13 protein-coding genes are annotated in these 25,732 nt (G+C 36.4%); 3 read left to right on the plus strand and 10 right to left on the minus strand.

The window, feature by feature from the left end; all coding sequences use genetic code 11:
- Window positions 1-19: 19 nt before the first annotated feature.
- The 8 genes from murJ to JM172_RS03820 form a co-directional block, all read right to left on the minus strand.
- Window positions 20-1,552, minus strand: coding sequence for a murein biosynthesis integral membrane protein MurJ (gene murJ, locus JM172_RS03785; protein ID WP_214480762.1), 1,533 nt, complete (start codon window positions 1,550-1,552; stop codon window positions 20-22).
- A gap of 5 nt (window positions 1,553-1,557) precedes the next feature.
- Window positions 1,558-2,649 carry a glycosyltransferase family 4 protein gene (locus JM172_RS03790; RefSeq protein WP_214480763.1) on the minus strand — a complete coding sequence of 364 codons (1,092 nt, stop codon included), beginning with the start codon at window positions 2,647-2,649 and terminating at the stop codon, window positions 1,558-1,560.
- Window positions 2,650-3,804 carry a polysaccharide pyruvyl transferase family protein gene (locus JM172_RS03795; RefSeq protein WP_214480764.1) on the minus strand — a complete coding sequence of 385 codons (1,155 nt, stop codon included), beginning with the start codon at window positions 3,802-3,804 and terminating at the stop codon, window positions 2,650-2,652. It abuts the gene before it with no gap.
- Between the two features lie 443 nt (window positions 3,805-4,247).
- Window positions 4,248-6,077, minus strand: coding sequence for an N-acetylmuramoyl-L-alanine amidase (locus JM172_RS03800; RefSeq protein ID WP_214480765.1), 1,830 nt, complete (start codon window positions 6,075-6,077; stop codon window positions 4,248-4,250).
- 256 nt (window positions 6,078-6,333) lie between these two features.
- On the minus strand, window positions 6,334-9,102 hold the full coding sequence (locus tag JM172_RS03805; RefSeq protein WP_214480766.1) for an S-layer homology domain-containing protein: 2,769 nt from the start codon (window positions 9,100-9,102) through the stop codon (window positions 6,334-6,336).
- Between the two features lie 706 nt (window positions 9,103-9,808).
- Window positions 9,809-11,257 (minus strand): O-antigen ligase family protein, encoded by a 1,449-nt coding sequence (locus JM172_RS03810; RefSeq protein ID WP_214480767.1) that lies wholly within the window; start codon window positions 11,255-11,257, stop codon window positions 9,809-9,811.
- Window positions 11,258-11,504: 247 nt separating this feature from the next.
- Window positions 11,505-13,799: a S8 family peptidase gene (locus JM172_RS03815; protein WP_214480768.1), complete on the minus strand. Its 2,295-nt coding sequence runs from the start codon at window positions 13,797-13,799 to the stop codon at window positions 11,505-11,507.
- A 242-nt stretch (window positions 13,800-14,041) separates the two neighbouring features.
- Window positions 14,042-16,117, minus strand: a complete 2,076-nt coding sequence (locus JM172_RS03820; protein ID WP_214480769.1) for a 5'-nucleotidase C-terminal domain-containing protein — start codon at window positions 16,115-16,117, stop codon at window positions 14,042-14,044.
- Window positions 16,118-16,371: 254 nt separating this feature from the next.
- Here JM172_RS03820 and JM172_RS03825 point away from each other — a divergent pair, with 254 nt between their 5' ends.
- On the plus strand, window positions 16,372-18,252 hold the full coding sequence (locus JM172_RS03825; RefSeq protein WP_214480770.1) for a bifunctional metallophosphatase/5'-nucleotidase: 1,881 nt from the start codon (window positions 16,372-16,374) through the stop codon (window positions 18,250-18,252).
- An 86-nt stretch (window positions 18,253-18,338) separates the two neighbouring features.
- Here JM172_RS03825 and JM172_RS03830 read toward each other — a convergent pair whose 3' ends face one another.
- Entirely contained in the window at window positions 18,339-22,643 is a 4,305-nt protein-coding gene (locus tag JM172_RS03830; protein ID WP_214480771.1) for a S8 family serine peptidase, read from the minus strand.
- A 516-nt stretch (window positions 22,644-23,159) separates the two neighbouring features.
- Complete coding sequence (locus JM172_RS03835) at window positions 23,160-24,152, minus strand: GGDEF domain-containing protein (protein ID WP_214480772.1); 993 nt, start codon at window positions 24,150-24,152, stop codon at window positions 23,160-23,162.
- Between the two features lie 850 nt (window positions 24,153-25,002).
- Here JM172_RS03835 and JM172_RS03840 point away from each other — a divergent pair.
- Window positions 25,003-25,362 carry a hypothetical protein gene (locus tag JM172_RS03840; protein ID WP_214480773.1) on the plus strand — a complete coding sequence of 120 codons (360 nt, stop codon included), beginning with the start codon at window positions 25,003-25,005 and terminating at the stop codon, window positions 25,360-25,362.
- Window positions 25,359-25,607 carry a hypothetical protein gene (locus JM172_RS03845; protein ID WP_214480774.1) on the plus strand — a complete coding sequence of 83 codons (249 nt, stop codon included), beginning with the start codon at window positions 25,359-25,361 and terminating at the stop codon, window positions 25,605-25,607. Before JM172_RS03840 ends, JM172_RS03845 begins: the two co-directional genes overlap by 4 nt.
- Window positions 25,608-25,732 lie beyond the last annotated feature (125 nt).

Below are 25,732 nucleotides of genomic sequence, written 5' to 3' on the forward strand. Positions count from 1 at the left end.
TAACCCTCCCCCGTCACAATTATTCAACAACTTGCTTATTTCTCTTACTTCTTAAGTAACGCGTAAATATTTCAAGCTCAGGAAATTTCAATAATTTCATAAGGAGCGCACCTACGATTACAAATATCACTAACCCGATTGCTACGTTGATGAAGGAAGAAGCAAATGAGAGCCAAATGGAAGAGACGTATGTAATGGTACCTAAGATCAAAATAAAGATCCACGTTTTCCAAATTTGCATTATCTCTTTCCCATACACTTTTAAGCGTAGGATGAAGCGTCCAAACATCACGAGTAAAATGTAATTCGAAATAGCACTTATTGTCGTTCCCCAAGCAATGGCATTAGTGCCTTCATAGTCGATAAGAATATTTGTTGCGAGAACTGTTACACCAAATACGGAAATAACGTTAATCAAAACAGGTAAAAATGTATTTTCCATCGCATAGAAAAATCTCGTTACGTATGCGCTTGATGCGAGAGCATACATAGAAATGGCTAATATTTGCACGAGTGGAGTGGTCAATATTGTGTCGTCTGCTGTTAATTTTCCATATTCAAAAACGATCGTGACAATATCTTGTGCGTAAAAATAGACAAACACCGTGATCGGTAATAGCATCAGCCTAAGTACTCGTAAACCCCTTTGATATAAGCTTTCAATTTGACCCATCTCATTCGCTGCTACCTTTTTAGACAGCAACGGATAAATAACAGTCGTAACAGCTGTCATTAATACTGCTTGAGGGAACTGTGTAAGCTTGGAAGCATTATTTAACAGTGTCGTTAACCCATCAAATTCAGGGAACCGTGCAGCATAAATACGTTGAATAAAAATGTAAAATTGTAACGCTGCCCCTCCTAAAATAAGTGGAACTGTCATATTGACTAAGCGCTTCATTTCATTTGTATATGCAAACTGAAAACGAAATTGGATCTTTTCTTTTTTGATTCCGTATATGAGCACAACAAGCATAAAGACTGCACCGAGTAACGCACCAAACCCGTATGAATAAAAGCTGAGTATCGGCATAAGGGCGACTCCAAATATTAAAAACACTAAATTATATAGTAACGTTGAAAATGTCGATAAACTAAATCGATTATGAACATTTAATACTCCACTTAACCATATTGATAGTACTAATAAAACGGTAGATGGAGTCATCCATAAGTAAAGATTTTTTGTAATTTCAAAGCTTTCACTAGAAAGCTGCCTAAAGGATAATTTAAGGATTGGATCGACAAATATCATTAACAATATGGTTAAAGCAATAAAAATAACCGTCATATAAGAAAATACGATATTTAGAAATTTTGTTTTTTCTTCTTTCGTCGGTAATTTGCTATAAATTGAAATAAATGCTGTGGTTATTGCACCACCAACAACTAGGTAAATGAGGTTTGGAATCGTATAGGCAAAAAATATAGCATCTGCTTCTGTTTTACTAAATAACATACCTACTACTGCATCTTTAGCAAAACCAATAAGCCTAGCAACTATATTAATAATCGTAACGATCCCAATCGCTTTAAAAAGTTGATTCTTCATGTCTTTCATCCTTTATGATAAATGCTTATTAGCTTATCGATAAGAGTATCTTCGTCATTTTCTTCTGCGCGTTTCTCGCCATTGTTAATTAATTGCTGTTTAAGTTGGTCATCACTCATAACTGCATTAATTCCTTCATAAAGCGCATCTGCATTTTGTGGCTGCACTAAAATCCCATGTTGATTTGCTAGCAAATACGATAAACCACCAACATCACTACCTACTACAGGCGTGTGACAAGACATCGCTTCAACTGCTACAAGACCGAACCCTTCCATATGAGATGGTAAGACAAAAACCTCTCCAGCTGACATCCACTTAGCAAGTTCCTGCTGTGTTAATGCACCAAGAAATTTTATATCAGCTGTCTGTAGTTCACTAGCCTTCTGTTGTAACTCATTCATAAAGTTTTCGTTACGACTTGGACCGATTACATACAAGACTGCATCCTTATGTTCTTTTTTCAATAAAGTAAATGCTTCAATCAGTTCGATAAGTCCTTTTTCACGAATGATATTACCGACAAAAATAAGTGGACGTTCATGCTCTTTCAAACCAAGTTGTTGACGGACAGCTCGTTTCTCGTATGGGACAAAGACTTTTCTGTTGACACCCATGTTAACGATCGACAGTTTGTCCTTCTCAACGCCATATTGCTCGTGTATCTCATCATACAGTCCTTGTCCAACCGCAATGACATGATTAGCACGTTGTAATATTTTTTGTGTCCACCTTCGAATCCGTGGATTCTTCTTAGCCATGCGATCTATATCACCGCCATGTGCAGTAACAATTAATGGCGTACGGTGAATCTTTTGAAATAGCAAGCCAATAATCCCTGTTGGAAAAACATAATGTGCATGAACCACATCATATGATCTTCCTTTTATTAGTAAAGTCCACAATGCTTGCAGCAACCACTTACAATATTTTATTATTACGTTCACTTTGCGATTACTTGGGTCATCAATTGCAATGACATCTACATTTAATCCTTGCTTCCTCAGAGCTTCCACCTGATTCTTCACAAAGATACCGAAAGTTATGCCGTCATCATTAGGGTACATATTACTTAGTACAAGTACTTTTTTCTTCATTTACTTACCCTCTTTTCTCGGCAACATATGAAATTGCTTTAACCCTTGTGCTGCTTTCTCCTTTAATTGAACGGATATTTTCTTAACAAGTGTTTCTGTGTGTTTCCAATTCTGTTCCATTTCATTTACCGATGACAAAAATATCGTATCGTTCGATGATAAGTTATCTATTGGAATACAAGCCTTTTCTTGATCAATCATCTTCATAAAATGCTCAACCTTATGATGGTACGCTACACCAATGGACGGTGTTTCTACCAGATATGAGAAGATGATAGAATGAAGTCTCGTTCCGATGACAACATCCTGTTCTGCACATACATTAATCAGTTGATGCGGTTGCAAATGATCATCAATGACAGTAGCATGATCTTTATATTTCATCCGGTCATAAATTTCCTGTGTCATCCATACATCCTGTGGATATTTTGTTGAAAAGAACGTAATATCTACACCTTTTTCTTCAATAAGCGCATCTAAATTTTGAGCCATTCCATTTACATACATTTCATATTTTTCATCATTAGCTTCAGGCCAATATTTTAAGTTATAATACGGTAGGCTTGTTACACCAATTTTTTTTATCTTCTCGCTGCTTTTGTGTGTTTTTTCGGGAGTGATGGAAAAAGCAGGGTCACCAATCACATCGATGTCCTTTTTAACACCAATTTTCCTAAGTAGCTCCTTCGACTGAGGATCACGCACCGATACACTATCAGCAACTCTCGTCAGAAGTCTAATAAATAATCTACCAATGGACGTATTCAATGGGCCTACTCCACATCCGTAAACAATCACTTTAGCTCCATAAAAGCGTCCTAATAAGCCGTACGTTCCAAACAAAGGTGCCTCACGCTTGTATAAGTCCATCAAAATGCCACCACCACCAATGATGACAACATCTAACCCTTTCATTACTTTCCGATTATGTTTCACGGTATGTAATAATGTTTTAACAGCCGACCCTTTTTTATAATAAAGCGAGGCTGCTTCCGTTCCATATTTTTGCTTCGTAAAATCTGGGTTATCACTAAAGACCGTAATATCTTTTCTATTTACATCAAAATGTGTCGTTAATTGTTGAATAATACCTAACAGGATCGCTTCATCCCCGTTATTGTTATTCCCATAATTACCCACAATCCCAATTTTCATGTCTATTCGTCCTTTTCTTATTAAAAATACCACGAATATTATACCATACATATGTCATAATAAAACTGTTGCTCTCTTGAATTAAGGTGATATCAACTAGTAATTCTTACAAGAGTAGCTATATCAAATCCTATGTGCATGGGGATTTCTCTTCGTTAAAATGAACGCGTCATTGTTGTCTATTAAATGCACTAATTGTTATTTTTCATCCTTTCAACACGTATAGCGATGTTCGTGGCACCCCTTCACATTTTGGCTGTTCTCGTATGGATTGTTGTTTTTTGCACTAAAAAACTTACTTATACATAGTCATTTATTCTTCTAAAAACGATGACTATAGCGTAAAACGACGTCTTTCGACTAGTTTAGGAACTATAACAACAAAGCTTACGAAAAGAGCCTAAAGAAAACAACGAGCTAAACAGCTCGTTGCTATGTTGGTGTTAAAATAATTGATAATATAACTGAATTCCTGAAACAATTCCATCTGCATACTTCACTAAAACATTATCATCAAGTAGCAATTCAGCATCTACTTCGTTTGAGAGAAAACCCAGCTCAACGAGAACGCTTGGGATATCATTATGCTTAACTACATACAATTCATTGTCCTTAATACCACGATCAGCCGATCCAACTATTTTCACAATTTCAGATTGTATAGCACTAGCTAATAGCTTGCTTTCCGCTCCATTTTCATTCGTAGAAGTATTATAGTAAGTTTCAGTACCATTCGCATCGTTATTGGACGCCGAATTCGTGTGAATACTAACAAATATATCTGCATAATTTTCTTTCGCTATATCAACGCGATCCTGAAGCTCTAGCTTCGTATCATCATCTCTCGTCATAACGACGTGAGCCCCTAATTCGGTAAGTCTTTGCTCAACTAATTTAGCAACTTTAAGATTTATATTTTTTTCTTGTTCATCATAGCCAGACGTTCCTGGATCTTTCCCACCGTGTCCAGCATCAATGACGATAATGCGATTTTCGATCATGTTACCTTTATCAGTTGATAACAGCTTCAAATATGTTTTGTGTACATATCCAGTTTCATTGTTAAATTGAATATGTGCCCAATTGCCATTTAAGTCCATTACATCAACGATTTCTCCATTCAACAGCTTGCCAACCACTTCACTTTCTGTTGATGGCGACTGACGAACATTTAATGTGGTCTCAACAGTAACGACACCTTTTAACTCTCCAGTTTCACTATCAGGGTCTGGAGCTGGCTCTGGCTCTGGTTTTGGGACTGTCATTCGAAAGTTTTCATTTAATGTTCTAGATAAGAACACCGAAAACTCAGCTCTTGACACAGCTTTCTCCGGTTTAAATTGATTATTACTTCCGTTTGAAATCCCTTGATAATACAATGCCGATATGTAATTAGATGCCCAATAATTAGCGTCTACGTCCGTAAATACTGCATCGATTTGTTGCTGCGCTTGTGTTTGCTGTAGAGAAAAAGCCTCTGTAATAATCTTACTCATCTGTGACCTTTTCAACGTGTCATTTGGTTGATATTTATCACCGTATCCTGAAATAACACCAAGCTGCACAGCCTTTTCGATATACCCTGATGCCCAATGATTCGTTGGTACATCAGTAAAGGTTGCATCTACTACCTCAAGCTGGCTTTCTCCTAACGCTTCAATAATCATTTTAGCTGCCTGTGCCCGGGTTACGTTGTTTTCTGGCAAAAATTGCTTGTCATCGTTTTCTAAAGTATAGCCTGAGATAATCTCTAATGATACTAAGTAATGAATGTTTGGCATAGCCCAATAGTCATTATTAATATCGATAAACACTTGATCTTGATCAATGAAATCTTCAAAAGTTGGCTGGTCAGTGTCATCGGACTGATCATTGTTTTCTTCATCAGAAGGTTCCCCTTCATTTTCTGGATCGTCCGTTGGATCATCCTCAGTGGCTACTTCATCTGCATCCTCATCATCACTATTTCCTTCCGGTTCTTCCTCATCAGAACCTTCTGGATTTTCTTCATCATTTGCTGCTGTTTCCTCGTCAGATTCTTCATTATTCTCTGCGTCCTCATCGGATTCTTCATCCTTTTCTTGCTCTTCCTCATCAACAGGATCGTCCGTTTCTTCTCCCCCTTCGTCCTCTGGTGGATCTTCAGGATCAACCTGTGTCATAGGCTCTGTGTTTTGAGTCGCACGAAGATCGGACTCTGCATTGACTTGAGCACCGAGGAAAAATGTAGAGAAGCAAAGCATTAAAATCCATAAAGATAGTTTTTTCCCCACGAGTTACACCCTTTCTATAGCAAACAGCTATACAAATAAAGCTAGCGTCTGCTATGTTTTTATATGGACATTGTAAATATGTAAAAAAGACGTAGAAGAAAGGTAAACGCTTGTCCTCAATCGTTGTTCCACGCCTTGTTAAATAGTTGAAGAGGGTTCCTCACACGCTCTATCGAATACATCAATGTTCACGCGTTGCTCATAAGAACCCTCTTTGAAAAACCCTTTGCGAGAACTTCCTCCCGCGTAAGTAGATTTACTTTGTTAAAATACGGTATAAAAATGCACTGAATTGTGCACGAGTGACGTAATTATTGGGCTTGAAAGTTTGATCTTCATACCCTGTCGTCACACCATTTGCTGCTAATGCAGAAATTTCTTTATACGCCCAATGATCAGCAGGGACATCCTTAAAGTCAGCTGCTGCTTGTCCAGCTAAATCATATGCACGCTGTAATATTGCCGCCATTTGGCCACGAGTCAAAGTCCCCTCTGGATCAAATGTGCCATCTTCTTTCCCTTTAACAATCCCTGCATTTGCTACTGCTGCAATCGTTTTATAATATTGATGATCTGTTGATACATCCTTAAAGTTAGGATTAGTTATGTTACTTGTGTCAAGGTTCAGTGCTCTATCTAGCAGCACTGCGGCATGAGCACGAGTTAGGTTGTTATACGGTAAGAAATTTCCATCAGGGTAGCCGTTAATAATCCCTTTGCTTGCTAAATATTCGATCTCAGTTTTCGCCCAATTATCTTCTGGAACATCTGAAAATAATTGTTCATTATACGATGCACTGTAAACAGCTTGTAGCTTGTCAAAATAAATTTCACCACTGTCTTGCTTATCTTCCACAGCTTCGGCTAGATAAACTTTACTCACCTCAATTGGTGCTTGAACATCTTGTGGAATATCAGCTTCAACGTATTTCCAGCCTGTCCAAGTTAAGCCACCTTCGGTAGTGAAATCAATCGTATGGGTCTTGCCCGCGCTATCAATAATTTTTCCACGTAACCAATGACTCTTTCCATCACCGTAAACCCAAAGACCAAGCTTTAATGGTTTACTTGCTACTTTGATCGGTTGTTTCGCAGTTACATAAGCAGCTGCTACTCCCTCCTCACCAACTGAAAAATCATAGCTTAGTTTTAGAGATGCAGAACCTTCTTGACGTGGTTCTGATTCACTGCTCTTTGCAATTGAGGCAGATGCTCGAGCCGTTTCAGCAGTCCATTTTGAAACATCGTCAAAGCTATCAAGGCTTAACGGCTTATTGTTCACAGTTACTGGTACGGATACTGACGTTTTTCCTAACGTTGCAGTTATCTTTCCAGATCCTTCAGCCTCTGCTGCAGTAAACAATCCGCTGTTTGAAATCGTCCCTATTGCTTCTGTTACAGACCAAGAAACTAAACTGCTATCATAAATGAGCTTGTCATTATTTGAATCCAATGCTTGTAAATTCAATTGCTCAGTTTGACCTGAAGCTACGACTAATGAATCAGGTGAAACTGTTAATTTATCAATCGTATCTACTACAGTGATTGGAAGTTCTTTCACAGCACCTTCATACGTAGCGATAATTTTTCCTGTACCACTGTTCTCTGCTATAAACTTCATGCCTTCAAACTTTCCGAGATTATTAGTTACCTGCAATGAAAGTTTAGAAGAATCAAAGGATAATGGATTATAATATTTGTCCATTACAAAGTCATAAACTACTTCGACTGATGCACCTTCAACAATTTTCCCTTGCTCCTTCATATGGAGTTCTAAAAATTTCGGTGTGTCATTCGGTGCTGAGCTTACAACGTGAAGAGAAGTTGAAACTGCCCGTTCTCTGCCATCCGAAGGTTTATTTGCTACTGATGCATATTGATCACCATGCTCACGAACGACCATCGTCGTTGATCCACCACCATCAAGGTTGATGGCACGATCTGCACCAAGACTCGCAACATACTCTGCGAATTCTTTAAGATTCATTCCTGTACTATAGCCAGATTGTCTACCATCAACAGTAACAAAAAACACTCGGTTTTTACTACTATCAATGGCAACAGCTGAACGGGGTGCCTTTTCTTTTGCACGGGAGCTGTTTTCATCAATTGTTAAGTACGGCTTGCCGTCCTTCACTAGCATAGGTCCAGACGTTAACATATACTTTGAGTCCTGCCACTTCGAATCAATATTTAAAGAGACTTGAAGCTGGTCCCCTACTTTTACATGTTTAAGTTGTTCATTCCACTTCCCTGTCATAGAAAGAACAAAGCCATTTTTCGGAATAGGAGTATTTGCATTATCCCCATAGTTACGGATGGATTGAACTGTACCATTGTAAACATCACCAAAGCTTGGTAACCCTTCTAATGCTTGGTCTGTAGTAACAATGAATTCCGTTCCATATTCATTCGTATCTGTGTATCCATTAGAATGACTTGGCGTATAGATAATCATCTCATCATAGCCACGACCACGATTGATGCCGTCTGCTTGATATGTAGTTCCGTTATGTTCAAGAGCTATATTTACATTATAATGATCAATTTCTGCTTGCCCATTGCTTAAAATCCCAAATGCAATGGCTTCATTTACATATTGATCTCTACCAGAGGCAATCATGCCACCATTATAAATTTGATTGTCCTTAGCAATCATGTATACAGGTAAACCATTACTAGTATGATAGAACGAACCATTTATCGCCCCGACTACATGATGCTCTGCACTACTATTTGCTTTTGCACTACTTGAAACAGTAGTTAATTTATTTAGAGGGGATGGAATTCCTACTTCAATTGATGTGAATGGGTCATTCAATTGAATATCTAATACATTAGCAACCTGTGTAGTAGATGATGATTGAAGTTTCGTATTTTTATATGTGACACCAGGTGAAACTTGAAACTGGTCTAATAGATCTTGTGAGTAGCTTTCAGCACGTACACTTTCTGTAATCATGCTAAAACTAAGCATTTGTATAATTAATACTAACGACGTAATTAATGAAACTATTTTTTTCATGCTGTCTCCCCTTACACTCCTTTCAAAGCTATTAATCTTGTTCACCACCTTACATATTTTAGCAGATAATGTCGAGATACGCTACCTATCTATTGCACTATTTTCGACAACTTGTAGTCAGTCCTCATAAAATTATAATGAAAGATGCTAGAATAATAGTAACAAAATAGTTACATTTACCAACAACATCATTCTTATAGCTTAGTAAGATCGTCACAAAATACCATATAAATCGACAAGGACTGTTTTAACTTAATTAAAAATGCAGCTCTATTAAACAATTAATTTTACACTAGTTAGTAACCACCATATATTCTTTTGTGACAAAGTATTACACGAAATTACAACATCTCCTCAACATATATTCGGAGAAGAATAAATCAATATGAGGGTACAAATACGTTTTATGACGTTCTTTTTAGGAATGGCTGTTTGCGCAATGGTTGTTGCTTTGCGTTCTAATATATAAGCACGTATAAACCAGCATCTTTTATACGTTTACAATGATGAGGTTTTATAAAAACTGTATATTTCAACAAGGTTTATGAAGAGAGCCGTAGGAATAAATGAGACGATGATACTGTTGACTACATGATCGTACGTTCATTATGAGCACCTCTCGTTACAGTCGTTCGTGAGAAAAACGCCTTACACAATATAAAAAACCTATCGCAAAATGCGATAGGTTATCGTTTAAGTATACTGTTTAATCTTGTAGCACTAATTTGTGTTTTGCAGCGTATGCACCTAGAATCATAAAGAAATATAAGGTGTAAATCTTAGTTTCCCAAATATTGTATAGCAACCCACTTGCACATGTTGCCATCCAAAATGCAATCATCACATTCGAAAATAAATCTTCTTTTCTTCTTTTCCAAAAGAGAACTAGCATTCCTAGAAGGAACACAGCAAACAATATAACGCCCGCAGCTCCTGTTTCAGCTATGACCTGAATATATTGATTATCGGTATAAAAATTTTGGAAATAATACTTATTTTCGCTACCTTCACCATATCCGTCCGAGTAAATATTATATTTTTCATATATTGGTGATGAAAACGATAATGTAGCCGAATCACCAAATGTTGCAAAGCCTGATCCCATCATTGGATAGTCCTTGAAAACTTCAAAACCTTTTTCAATAAAATAAATTCTTCCAGTCTCTGCAGTTAGTATTTGCGTCTCATCATCAACTGTATGCTGGATCCTATTAATGAAGCCACCCTTACCATAATCTTGGTCATTAATATATTGTACTAGCGCAACCCCACCGTTCGTAGGAAAGTATACGAGCAGTATACCAAGAATTAGCGTGACAACATAGGGCTTGACTGGCTTCCAATACCTTGTTAAAGCTAAAAATACTATCCAACCTATAAATACAGAAATGAGCGTTCCTCTAGATAATGTCAGTAGCATCGTTCCGTTAAATAATGTTAACGCAACATATAGGAAACGCTTCGTTTGTCCCTCTGCCTGATGTAACAGGTATAAACTTAAGACGATGGCTACACCAAGATACATACCTAGTGTATTGGGGTTACCAGGCATTCCATAAATACGAGCAAAGTTAGTTTCTGAAATAATTCTTTCAACCCAAGCTTGGGGCAATAGCCATGTTCTCAACGAAAGCTTCTCAATAATTCCATGTACACTAATTAGCATAGCGACAAAAACTGTTACCCAAGCAAACTTTGTGATGTCTTGCTTATCAATTTTCATTCTAGATATTATGTAGTAGAGTAAATACATAATTATAAAAGTGCGAAGCTGAAATACAATCGCTACGATGGATACGCCTGTCATATAGGCAGAAACAGCACCTACAAGGCAAAATAAAAAGAATGCCCATTCAAAAACTTTAAAGCGAAAAATCGAACGTATATCATGTCTCAACTGATATACTGTTATTAAAAAAAGTAAAATTGTGATGATGTCCCCAATATACTTCAGTCCAGGATTTGCTTCTGCATACAATGGCCTGATTGGAACATATAGCAAGAGTAACAAGAGTGCATTTTTCGGATTCACTATAGTATATACTGCAAAAATTGCCGTAATCGAAATTAGAGCTAATTTAGGTGTTAACGTTAATGACAAAGTTAGGATTAAAAAACCTATTAATAGAAATCGATACGATTTAATGTTCTCCATAAATATAGACCCTCGCTATTTTTAATAGTTCATGTTATAAAATCATTTTAAAATCTATTGTTGGGCTGTACTATTTTGCACCTTCAGTTAAGCAAAAATGAATACATAAAAGGAATTTAAAACTCCTAATTGTTAGAGATAATGTATAACGAATTGATGTATACAAATATCAGACAGTTTCTATCATACTACAAATTATAAGATTCGTCATATTAATATTTCCTTTATCCAAATAACTGGTAACATTCTATTTTTGAAGATGCTCATATGTCCTCATAAGCATGGCAACGAATTGTGCCCGCGTAATTTTCTCTTCAGGTCGAAAAATCGGTTGCTCACTAACAATTCCTATACTTGTTAAGTACTGCACTGCATTGTACGCATAATGGTCTTCCTCCAAATCGTTAAATTGATAGTGATTTGGTGAATTCATATGATCATTCTTCTGAAGAGCCCTATGCAAGATCACTGCGATTTGTCCTCTTGTCAATTCTTCTTCAGGGTAGAAGCTTCCATTACTATAACCTTTAATAATCCCTTTGTCTGCAGCAGAATAAATCGCTAAAGACCCAGACAATTCGATAGGAACGTCCTGAAATGTCATCTCTATGGAAGCTGGAAGCTCCCAATTAAACAAGCGCTCCAAAACCATCACACTATGACGGCGAGTAATTTCATTATTTCCCCGAAAAGTACCATCGGCATATCCGTGAACAAAACCCAATTCTTGTGATTCGTATATGTAATCGTACGCCCAGAAATCATCCGCAACGTCGGAAAACTCGTGTCCTTCTTCTTCACTGTTTGGCATAAGCACCTTAATTTGGTCTGTCGCATGAACTCGTTGTTCACTCATAGCTACTACGGATAAAGTAAGGTCACTTTGGAATGCATCAATATTACTAAAATCTATAAACAGCCTATTGGATTCAGCTTTTTCAGATGAATACAACTGCCCATCAACAAATATATGGATATCAGACCCTATCAATCCGTTAGATAAGCCTAGTATGTTCATCTCATCCTCAATTAAGGTCTGTCCATCTTTTAAGGTGAGCCATTCAATCACTTCGGTAGTTTCTTCCTGAACTGCCTTTGTAAGCTGTAACAAGCCAGCTCCGGAATAAATGTCATAACCATCAATGTTTAAGTCCCTCGCAGTTGCTAGCAACTTTGATCTTATTTGTAATACGTCTAACTGATTATTATCAAGCTTCATATAGGCGACTGCTCCAGAGATGTATGGCACAGCCATCGATGTACCTGATAAAGTTTTATATGAATTATCTTTATATGTACTTAAGATATCTGAGCCAGGTGCGCTAATGTCTACCTCCCAGCCATAATTTGCAATAGAAATAATCCTATTAAATGATGTTGTACCAGAAACAGTAATGACTCCAGGATAAGAAGCGGGATAAATTTTGTCAGTTGTTGTTTTCCAATTACCTGCAGCTGCTACGACAACAATGTTCTGTTGAATTGCTTGCTCAATTGCTTCGCGAAGCATTTTAGTTTCTCCTTTTCCTGCAAGGCTAAGGTTAATCAAATCAACATCTAATTGAACGGCATCATCCACCGCTACGCCTAGTTCATAATCACTTCCGTTACCGTACTTGTCTAATACCTTTAACGGTAAGATATCAACAGGTGCATTTGCCAGTATACCTGTAACGCCTACTTCATTATCGGAGCATGCAGCTAAAATCCCTGTAACATGTGTGCCGTGCCCGTACTCGTCATCTACATATTCATCGTCACTAGTATAATTCTTTCCTAAGCTATATAATACATTCCCGCAATAATCCTCGTGTTGTGATACACCTGAATCAATTACGGCAATTAACAAATGATTCACACCAATGATGTTGTTAATGACTGGCTTCTTCTTCCAAACCCCTTTTGTTTGGACCATTACCTTTATCGAGTCAAAGGCATCATCTCTTGGTATAAGCACATCTAGCGTTTGCAAATTACCTTCGTTCATTGCAATTCTTTCACCACTACTATTGAACACCTCGAGCTGCCATATATCTTCAACATGTTCAAGCTCAATGGAAAGTCTGGAAATAGTTTCACTACCAAGGACTATAGTAAACTCTGTTTGTTCCAACGATTGATTGTTGTAAGTTATCGTTCCTTCAGGCGTAATGATCTCATTTCCAATCATTAAATTATCTCTTGCAGTAGAGTAGTTAGCCATACTATCTTCTGCGTTCACTTTGTCCAATCCCCATTGGTCCACTACAAGTGGATCAGAGAGGCTAAGCTCTAGCGCTGCAGTTTTCGAATAATTCTTTTCTACTAAACTTACAAACCCTTCTTGTTGAATTGTTTGTATTTCATACTCTGTAAACGACCCTTTTACTATTTGTTTTTCAATACTTATAACACCTTGTCCATGACTCTCTAAGAATCTATCTAAATCTGCCTTTTTGTCGAAATATAACAGCCACTCATCAGCTTTTTCCTCGGCACTTGTATTAATAGTAGTAACAAATAAACATACACTTAAAATGAGTAAATGTAACAAAACTTTCATAAAGAACTCCCTAATCTTTTATTTTCTATTATACCAACCTTTGTAGTTATTTGAATGAATAGTTTGTTAATCTACAATCAAAAAACGACATAAAGCACAAAATTATTTCCTAAGCAATTATTTTTATATTAATACGGACATAGTGTTTGGGTAACGTCAAAATAACAAAAATAGGGGACGTGTGGGGTTAACCGAAATAAAAAAAAGAGCTGCTAGTAAACTAGCAACCCCTTAAAACAAATCTATTCATTTTTCATGAAGCGATCATCCATGATCGATGCTGCATCAACTTCTTCTGTCATAGCACGCAAATAATCAGCAAATAATTCGCGTTGGAAGTCAGTTGAGTCAGTCCATGTTACTTCTCCAAACGCAGCATAGCCATCTCCTTCACCTGTTGACAAGAAGTTGTTTGTCACAACAGAGAACGTACCTTCTGCAAACTCACCATTAGTATAAACTGGTGTACCGTCCGTTAACGTAATATCAACTATTTGATCACCAAGCTCACGAGCATCATCAATCACTACTTTTAAACCTGAGAATTGTATTTGAAGTAATCTGTCTTCAGGACCTTCAAGAATAGTTTTCAGCTGCTGAGCAGTCATATCAGATGTTACATTATAGTTATCGAATGGGAGTACTTTAAATACTTCACCGTAATTAATCTCTCCAGCATCGATGTTTTCACGAATCCCACCTGAATTTTGGAAAGCAATTTGAGTTCCTGCTTTTTCACGCATTGCATCAGTAATCATATTTCCTAATTGGGTTACCCCAAAATCACCCTCAGAGTAATCACGAGTTAACTCGCCGTTTGTGCTACCAACCATTTCATTTTCTATTTCTTTCACTTTCGTTTGATAGTCCTTTACAATACTATCAGTATCTGCGTCTAAAGCAGTAAGATTAATATTTGTTTCAAGCAAGCCTACTTCTTGTGAAACAACTTCTTTGCTGTCTTTATCAACGAATAACTTTATATGACCCACTGCTCTCGTATATTTATCAGCTTCGATTACAGGAATGCCATTAACAATACCAGCCACACGTTTATGTGAGTGTCCACCAACGATCGCATCTAAAGACCCAGCTGATGCATCAGCTAAATCTGCTAATTCACCTACGATTTCATTCGTTTCTTCCTCAGCCCATCCCGGTAAGTGAGATGTAACAAAGATAAGGTCTACACCTTGATCTTTTAATTCCTTCGCTAGCTCTTCAGCAATCGGAGCTGGTGTTGGGAATATTAAACCTTCTACATGTGTTGAAAGTGTAGTAGATTTTGTTTCTGGTGTAGCGAAACCAATGACACCAATTTTATAGTCACCTTTTTCTAGAATCACATAAGGCTCAGCCCAATCAACACGCGAATTTGTTTCTTCATCAAACACGTTTGCACCCATAATCGGTAATTGCGCTTGTGCAATACGCTCTTTTAATACATCGACTCCCCAGTCAAATTCATGATTCCCGATTGCAGCAGCATCGTATTCAATTGAATTTAACGTGTCAATTGTAGAAGCACCTTCAAATGAATTTGAGATCAGTGTTCCTTGCATGATGTCCCCACCATCAAGCACGACTGTTCCGTCTGTATTTACTGAACGGAATGCATCAACGATTCCACCAACAACAGCCATACCGCCACGTTGTTTTGCTTCATCAAACTCAATATTCCCATGAATATCATTCGTTGAAAGAATATCAATAACATCAAAAATTACTGGCTTTAATGCATCACTTGCTTCTTCACGAGTAAGGTTGTCCTTCGCGCCAAACGCTTCACCGTTGTTCACATCGAATACTCCTGCAAGAAGTGAATAAGCCACATAAGGACGTGCCCAATCTGAAATATCAGCTACATCTGTAAAATTGTTTAAGACACTCTCATCTACAGTAGGCATATTACCGTCTGTTAATGCTAGAGTAATAATTTTGGCAAACTGCTCTTTATTCACTGTGTCATTCGGGCCGAACTCAGCTTCTGAATAGCCTTCTATTAGATTAGCAGCAATTGCTTTTGCTACTACATCTTTATGTTCTTGGGTATAAACATCTTTAAAAGATAACTCAGCTTTTTCCTCCCCAAGTTCACCAGCTCTATCTAACATGATTAAAAGTTGTGCACGAGTAACCAGTTGGTCACCACCAAGGTCACCGTTACTAAAACCTTTTACAATACCTTTTGTTTGCATTAGATTAATATCAGTTAATTTGACTGCATCAAAGTTCGTGTCTGCCTTAGCTAAATCTGTCCCTATCAGACTAAAAGCTAGAGCAGAAGATGCAACAAGCGTTGTCAACTTTTTCTTCATTAAAGTTCACCTCATATGTAGTTTTATTAAACCGTTTTTCTATCGCTCTATTAATATAGCACATAGTTTATAAATGTCAAAAAGCCATTGTTTTGGTATTTTATCCATACTTAAGGTTACTTACATATTTTTTCTAGAATGAGGTAAATGTTGTTAGTATAAAATTTTTATTGTCGAAATCTATAGAATTTCTTATAATAGAGAGTGTTTGAGAGTTTTAATAGTTAAGTTAACTTTCGATTGGAGGAGAATATATGAAGACATTTGGTAAAGTTGGAAGCGTTTTAGCTGGAGTAGCTCTATCTACATCTTTGTTTGCTAGTACTACTTTTGCGGAAGCCATTGAAGTAAATCATATTGATTGGATGAAAGAAGAAAGTATTTTAAAGGGTAATCAATCTGGAAACTATAAATTGAATCAACACGTTAAGCTAGCAGATACTCTTATCTTTCTTGCTAGAACAAAAGGTGTTGAAGGGCTAGAAGAATCTACAGGCAAGAACTTTGCTGAAGATTATATACAATGGGCAAAATCAAATGATGCAATTTCTGATGACCAAGCGAAATTTCCTCATAAACAGCTTTCTTCTGATGAAGTTACAGAGATCGCTAGTAAGCTAGGATACGAGCTTGCTCTTGAAAATAGCAAAAAAGTAACGAGAGAAGACTTTTTAACAGCACTTGGAGAAGCTGTTGTTAACCATATTACAATCGGACATACAAATGATATTCACGGTCACATTGAAGAAAATAGCTTCGGTGGAGAATATGGTTATGCAAAAATCTCTACATTAATTAACGAATGGCGTGCTGAAAACGAAAATTTCTTATTGCTTGATGGTGGAGATACGTTCCAAGGAACTGTGTTAGCGAATGAATACAAAGGTGAATCACTTCTACCTATCTTAAACTATTTGGATTATGATGTGATGGCTGCTGGAAACCATGAATTTGACTTTGGTTACGAGCAAACATTAAAGCTACGTGATGCATTGAACTACCCAATGATTTCTGCAAACGTATTTAAGCCAGACGGAACGGAATTATTAATTCCAGTTCACTATGAAGAAGTTGCTGGTAAAAAGTTTGCCTTCGTTGGATTTGTTGCTGAAGATACACCTGTATTGACTCACCCAGATAATGTTGCTGGGCTAACATTCAAGAGCCCTGTTGAAGTAGCAAAAGAATTAATTCCTGAAGTGCAGAAGCAAGTTGACAACGTCATTGTCGTTTCACACGTAGGTGTGACAGTTGACCGACAAATCGCTGAAGCTGTTGATGGTATCGATTTAATCGTAGGAGGACATTCACATACACCACTTACTGAACCTGAATTAGTGAATGGTACGTATATTGTTCAAGATTGGGAATACGGTAAATCATTAGGCCGTGCAGACTTATACTATTACAACGATGAGGTCATTGCATTCGATGGCGGGTTAGTAGAATATGATGAAACAGTTGAAGCTGATCCTGAAGTAGCTGCAATGGTTGAAAAAATTGTAACTGAAATTGATGAAAAATTAAATGTTACAATTGCTACTACTGATGTTCATTTAGATGGTGCTCGTGATTTAATTCGCTCTCAAGAAACAAATCTAGGAAACTTAATTACTGACATTATGCTTGAGAAAACATTAACGATTGATGGTTACAATGCTGATGTTGTTTTAACTAATGGTGGCGGTATTCGTGATGAAATACCAGCTGGTGACATTACGAAGAAAATGCTAAACACTGTCCTTCCATTCCCTAACACATTAGTCGTAATTGATGTAACTGGTGAAGAGTTAAAAGCAGCATTAGAGCATGGTGTTAGTGGTGTTGAAGAAGGTGCAGGACGCTTCGCACAAATCGCTGGTATGTCATTCACTTATGATTCTACTAAACCAGCCGGTGAACGTGTATTAGAAGTGAAGGTTGGCGAAGAGTTACTTGATGAATCAAAAACTTACAAGCTAGCAACAAATGACTTCGTTGGAGTTGGCGGAGATGGATATGAAATGTTCGCTAACAAAGAAATGTTTAACACAGGGTTCACATTATATTCTGTTGTAGAAGAAGGTTTAATGAGCCGTGAAACGGTAAGCCCAGTTGTTGAAGGAAGAATTGTTGACGTAGCAAGTAATAACTAAATTGTTACAAAAACCCTATACAGTAGTCCTTTTTAACACGACTACTGTATAGGGTTTATTTAATTTAAGCTATGTTGTGTGATGTACTAAGGTATAAACCTATCATTAATTGCTCTAGCCAAGAATACTGCTAACTGGCCTCTTGTTGTTTCCTCTCCAGGACCAAATGTGTTATTTCCTTTACCAGTAGTAATTTTATGAGCTGCTAAACTATTAATATAGTCTTCTGCCCAATGACCAGCTTGTATATCAGTAAATTGCGCATCATAATCAGCTGATAGCTCAAAAGCTAATGAAAGTATTTTTGCCATTTGTGCGCGGGTTAATGTATCCTCTGGCTTAAATGAACCGTTACTTCCTAATATGATGCCGGCTTGTGTAGCCGCTGCAATCTCTTTATAAGCAGGGTGATCAACTGGAACATCTGTATAATTTGGTTCATTCACTCCATTTGTATCTAATTGTAACGCGTTTACAATCCAAACAACTGCATCTGCACGTGTTACTTGTTTATCAGGCATAAATGAAGTTGAATCAGCACCTGTAATAATACTTAAACGCTGTAAGAAATCAATTTCATTTGAAGCCCAATAAGATGGTGAGACATCTGTAAAACGCTCTACTTCCTCAATACCACGATAAATGGTGATTTCTTTTTCAGTTACGTTCCCACTGAGGTCAACAGCCTTTAACACAACTGTATTCTTTCCATCTTCAAGCTGAATTTCTTTTTCAGTATCATATGCAATACTTCTCATTTCAAAAGGCTCTTTTAGAGTATTTTTATACTCTTCATTGCCATTAATATAAAATTTAAGTTCATCGAAATTATCTGCTACGCTTACTTTAAGTAATGCAGTCTCAGTATCAACAAAAGTTGGTACTTCAATATCCAAAACTGGAGCCGTTGTATCAACGATTATTGTTCTTCTAAAAGAGATGTCATTCCCTTCACTATCAACTGCGCTGAAGTAAATGTCGTGAAAACCATCCTCTTCATATCGAACCTCTGTAGCAAATGTGTACTGATTTTTCTCAGCATCCCAAGTAAAATCGACTATATTTCCATCCACTTTTAGCTCCTGGACTTCTGCATCATCACTTATACTTCCAGTAACAGGAACAGTTCTTGACGCTACTGGAGTAAGTGGAGCTGGTGAATCAACTACGACAAATGGGATCACCTCATCTGAAGTTACTACCTTATTGACCATATTTCCTGCATAATCATAGGCAACGACTTTAATCGTATCATCTTCTCCTACATCTTTTAAACGATAGGTTGTAACATCACTAGCTAAAGGTTCCTCTAATACACTACTACCATTTACTTGAACGTCATAATGTGAAACGCCTGATCCATTTTCAATCGACTTTATGGATAAGTTACCGTACTCTTCATCATATAAAACGATTAAAGAAGGGCTGTACGTATCAACATAAATTGGAAGTAAAAGAGTCTGCCAATCTGCATTTGGGTGATCAATTTTTGTTTTTATTTCGTAATAGTATAACCCATCCGCAACTTGCTTGTTATTAGCTGTTCCATCCCAAGCTGCATCTTCAAATAAGTGAGCTAATTTATCCCCAGAATTATCGAAGAGATTTTTCTTAACATGTTGAGATGTTGCTAGCTTACGAATCACTTCTTTGTCACTATTTAAAATAGAAAATTCTATTTCCTTAGCATTTCTTAAAAATGTTAAATATGGTATAGCCGCATCATTGAAGCCATCACCATTCGGAGAAATCGCCAAATTATCTCCATGGACGATTCCATCAACTGGACTATATCCTAAATAGTTATATATTGGTGTTTCTACTCCTTCTACTTCTTCAATTTCAATATCATCAGACACGAGACCTGCTACACTATAATAAGACTGCTCTGATCCACTTAACTCATCTAAAACAGGTGCTGCGTCCCAGTCTCCATGGAAACCGACATAAGGTATGCTTAACTCAGGGTTCACATCATTCGTATCGACTAACTTAACAAAACCTTCAACGAAGTAGCCATTTTCGAATACTTCATCCAATGGTAGGTTTGAGACCCAATCAATCGTGTTAGTTAGGTCGACATTCACATTAAATGTCACCGAATTCTTTGCAGGTACTGTTAAAAGCAGTTCCCCAGCTTCTTCTTTAATATGAGTTGAAGAAAATGTGATTGGGAATTCACCCGTCCAAGGCTGCTCCTCACTTATTGTGCCATCAACATATATACCTTGAGATTCAAGCTGATTTACGCCTTCCATCACTAGATCAGTTAATACACTACCTTCTAAACGATACGTTACTTCTTCATTCGAAACATTTTCAGCTTTTAAAGTAAATGTTGTCTTATCTCCAATTTCCCTCAAGGCAACCTTAGCTTCACCTGATTCGACTTCTGTAACAACTACAGGTGTACTCATAGCGCCATGTAGGTTCATCAAGCCTGCTCCTTGACGACGAGGAGAATATCCATTTCCAGTACCATAGCTATTGAAATCACCTTTGTCATCAATGACTACCGCTGTGTTCATTAATAGATTTTTTGCAAGTTGAACGCGTTCTGTACTATCTACAGAAAACTGTTCATTTACACGTTGCAATACTAGCGCTGCTCCGCCAGCAACATGTGGAGATGCCATAGATGTACCAGACATCAAGCCATAATTATCATCTTGAAATGTAGAAAGAATATTTACACCTGGTGCAGTAATTTCAGGTTTAAAATCAAGGCTTGGCGTTACTCCCCATGAGCTTGATTCTGCTAATTCTCCTATTTGTGGGTTTACCGAAGTAATCTTTTCTCCAGTAAAAGTTATTGAAACATCCTCACCTGCATCTAATAGACTATACAATATGTCTCCGTGCTCTTGAAGAATAAACAGTTGTGGAATAGTAATTTCAGGATCAGATACCATCGATACATAACCTGGTGAATGGTTATAGATGATCACGCCAGCTGCACCTGCTAGTTGTGCATTTAACGCTTTTGAAACGAAAAACGTTTCACCACGCTGAATCAATGCAATCTTTCCATTAAGATCTAAACCTACAAAGTCATCAGCCGATGGAGCAACATCCGAATCCCCTGGTTTACGACCTAACCCTGCGTATACCACTTCATATGTTTTCTTAGTTAAATCATCTGGATGAACTGATGACGAGGACATAAATGAGATTTCGCCAGTCTCATCACTAGCTTCATATTTAAATCCATCAAGATCTATATAATCATTGTGAATACTTGCTACTTGAAGAGTTTCTGGAAATAATCCCGGAGACCCTACAACTCCTATATCAGGATTAGCACCAAAAGGCAACGCGCCATATCCATACCCAATCTGTCCTGAGTTTCCAGCTGAAACAGCAACAAGGACACCGCTATTTACAGCTCTTTCTATCGCTTCTTTTTCTGGGTTTTCTGGATCATTAAATTGTGCTGAATCTCCTAAACTCATATTTATGACATCCGCACCTAGTGAGATAGAATCATCAATGGCTTTTATGAAAATATCACTGTATGTCCCAGTTAATCCAGGATCATTACCGAATACTTTCATAGCTAAGATTTGCGCTTCTGGTGCAACTCCTTTAATGCCATCATTTTCTTCATCACCATTTGCACCTACCGTTCCAGAAACGTGCATACCATGGTATGAAGCACCGGGACCTAAATCAAGAATTTCCTGGTTATTGTCCGCATAATTGTATCCGTATGGTACTTTTTCAGTAAAATATTTCCCTGCTAAACTATGTTGATAAACGAGTTCTGCAACACCTTCTTGCGTTAATGCAGGAGCAGTGCCGTCACTTAACACCATATCTCTATGGCTAGGATCAACACCAGTATCTAATACAGCAACTACCATTCCTTCACCATGGTATCCATAATCTTCCCATGTTTCAGGTGCAGACACCATGTCCTTACTATAAATCATATTTGGTTGTTTATTCACGTTTACTACAGGTCGTGAATATTCATTAGCAATGTAAACATTTTTAACATTACTTAAGGCTTTAATTTTATCAATAGATTGATATTCTACTTCTCCACTAAAACCATTGAGTATTGTTGTAAAACTCTCTTCATAGTCAAAATCTATTGATTTAGAAGCAATATCTGACTTAACAAATTGTTGCTCCTTCATAACCTTTTCCTTTAATTCTTGTTTTTTATTGTCATTTAAATCACCAAACTTTACTTTTGCTTTGTTGGCATAAGTTATGCTTGGCTCACTTGCTAACTCTACAATAATACGAACCTTTTCATTTGGATCTAACACTTTCTCATCGGTCGCATCTGTTTCAGCTTGATATGGAGATGCTGTCGCTAATGAAACATTGGACATAATGAGGAAAAATGTCGTAATCATGAGAAATAATTTCTTAAACCTCACCGAATAACCCCTTTCTTAATTATAATAGGTAAAAAAAATTCCTTTGTTACTATTATAAGGAATACTATTATTCTATTTCCTTATAAATATTTAGTCAAACCAGAAAATGGAAATAATTCAAATTATTCAGACTTTAATGGGTATAACAGGCCGTAAAATAATTACGGCTTATCACCAATAGCTCCATTATTATTATTTTATAATAGGATAAACATTGTCAAATCAGTATTTTCTCTCCACTTCAAGTCTAGCCACCATAAGTTAAAGGTCACAATAAAAAATATTATTAGGCGACAAAAATTTTCGAAAAAATAATTTTTTCTGCATATTTTCCCACTAAAAAAAACCTTTATTGTGCATATTTATTCAAATTTCATATGATTTGCATTATCAGCATCTTTCATGAAATTTCTATGTAAAACTTCTTTTGCCTTAATCATGATTAATAAGAAATACTGTCATTTATCAATAGTATTCTTTTCATCCTCTCTTATTTAATAATGATCATGCTTAACTTTATTTACTAACACAATTTCTCCCCTTTTTCTTTGCACGATACAAAGCTTTATCAGCCGCTTTAATGACTTCATCAGTTGCTTTGTTTGTTTCATTTCTTTGAGCGACCCCAATGCTTATTGTTACTTTTAATTTTTGAGTGGTCGATTTACCATTTTTGTATTGTTTCTTGTAAGCATATTCTTGTTTTGAGATTTTTTTTCTTAATTCATCTAAATGCGGAATAACTTCTTTTATATCCTTTCTAGGAAATATGATCGTAAATTCTTCTCCACCGTATCGATAAGCTTTCCCATTACCGGTTACTTTTTGTAAACAGCTAGCTACTAGTTTTAATACTTCATCACCAACGTCATGACCATATTTATCATTAAATTTTTTGAAGAAGTCGATATCCAGCATAGCTATTGAATACTTACCTCCCAGTTTCATTAAATCTTCTCTCAGCATTCTTCTCGATGGAATACGAGTAAGTTCGTCAATATATGCCATAGAGTATGTTCTATTAATAATAGATAATATTAATAACAGCCCACTAAGTGAAAAGAAGATTTCTAAATTTAATACTCTATCTTGGAAATGAAAGGCTAAAAATAAACAAATAGATATTCCTAATAGGAAAGTATTTTCAACAGAATAATTTACTATGTTGATAATGATTAGGGTCGATAAAAGTAATAGAAATAATACAATTGAAAGCTGTGGCATATTCTCGTAATTAAAATTACTAATTGGTAACTCATAATCGAGTATGAAACGGAAGGCCTGTTCACCTCTATTTCGAAATAACCATACGAATATAGCAGCTTCTAATAATAAAATTATACTCATTATACGACCTTGAATAGAAAAAACAGCACCATCTTTAATAAGTGCCACAATAGCTATATTTAATGGCAGAATGATAGCAAAAATTTCAATTAACAAAGCAGGTGAAGGAGTTGATAAATAGTTTATACATAATAAAGCAATAAAAAGTAAAATACCTACCAAAAATGCTTTCACTTTGTTAAACCAAAAGCTGAAGCATATGAGCACGATAAATATACTATATGTAATATAGTGAAAAGATCCCAATAGTGAATTAGGGATATTGTTGGGATTGCTCGTATAGTATAAACCTAAAGAACATAGACAAATGATAATTATATAAGGGATAGTATTTTTTAGGATCAATTTCACTTTAACAGTAATCCTTTCTATAATGATGTTAACTTATTTTGTTAGAATGTTTTTTCAATGATAAATCTGAAACCTAGCTAAAATTGATAGTTATAAAAAAATGATGTTCATAAGATTATTAATAGTTTGTATGATAAGTTTCATAGCAATATTATTACATCTATTATCGGTCAGTATTTCAAAAAAATGAATCCACATAATGCAGGTATAAAGCTTAAGAAAGCTTTACTAATAGTGCTCTATTCACCATGTTGTTTTGCGTATTACGAAGTAAACACACACAACTAGATTTAGGTGCCTTTTCTTCTCTGAAGACTAAAATATCATACACAATAGTTACTCAAATGTAAGTGAACAAAAGAAACAAAGGTTACGAAAAGAGCCTTTGATAAACAGGAAGCAATGCGATACAGCCTATAAGAAATTCCATTGATATAGATATGATTTCGTTTTAAAACATATAGTGAACAATAGTCATTACGATTAGTGTACGATATGTTCCCCTTTCAAATGGAATTGTAACCTATATCCATTTCACAAACAACCGTTCGTTTTCAACTTCACACAAATACCTTCAGTATAAAAATTGATTACAATAAAGGATTTATATGAAAAACCTAGAATCCACTTAAGTACATATCATATTTAGGAGGGGACTTCATTGAAAATACCTCAATTGAAAATACCTCAATTGTTAAAGACGATTGAAAAAAATAGAGATATATGTGATATATTGATGGAATATTTTGATTTGGAGATTATCACACCCAATCTCGACGTAAAAAAATTCCATTTTGAAACTAGCGTTGAAACAATGATTATAGCTGAGGATGGATCAGGAGGTATTTTCGCTTTACTCCACAATGAAGGGTTAGAAGACCTACCAGTTTATTACATTAACTCAGAGGGTCAAGCCGGAAAAGTTGGAGAAAATTTCGAGCAATTCTTATCAATGATCATTACTATCCCCTACTGGCTAGACTTATTAAAATTCTCAGGAGATGTCAATTATCTGAAATGAAAAAAGCTCAACCATTCCTACTAGAGGAGCGGTTAGAAGATTTCCCTAAAATTCAGCGTGTGAAAGATAAAATAACATGTGAACTGTCTATTAATGAAAGCTCGTACCCTGTAGAAAACTTACACAGATCACTCGTTACAAACTCACAAACTCCTATTTACTCTTTGGATGGGGAAAAAATGGAGTCTTTATTTCAATCTTATAAACCATCAGACAACCCTCTATGGAAAGATAGAATTGTATAAGGTTGTTATGGTATATATGGTGTTTCTTCTATCGAGATTCAAGAATCTAAATCGTATTTCCGTATAACATTGCTCTAGTTTAGTTGCCCTGCTTTCTGTACATATCATGAAAAAGGAATAAGGTC

It is taken from the genome of Bacillus sp. SM2101 (assembly GCF_018588585.1).
In the GTDB taxonomy this organism is placed as follows: Bacteria; Bacillota; Bacilli; order Bacillales; family SM2101; genus Nanhaiella; species Nanhaiella sioensis.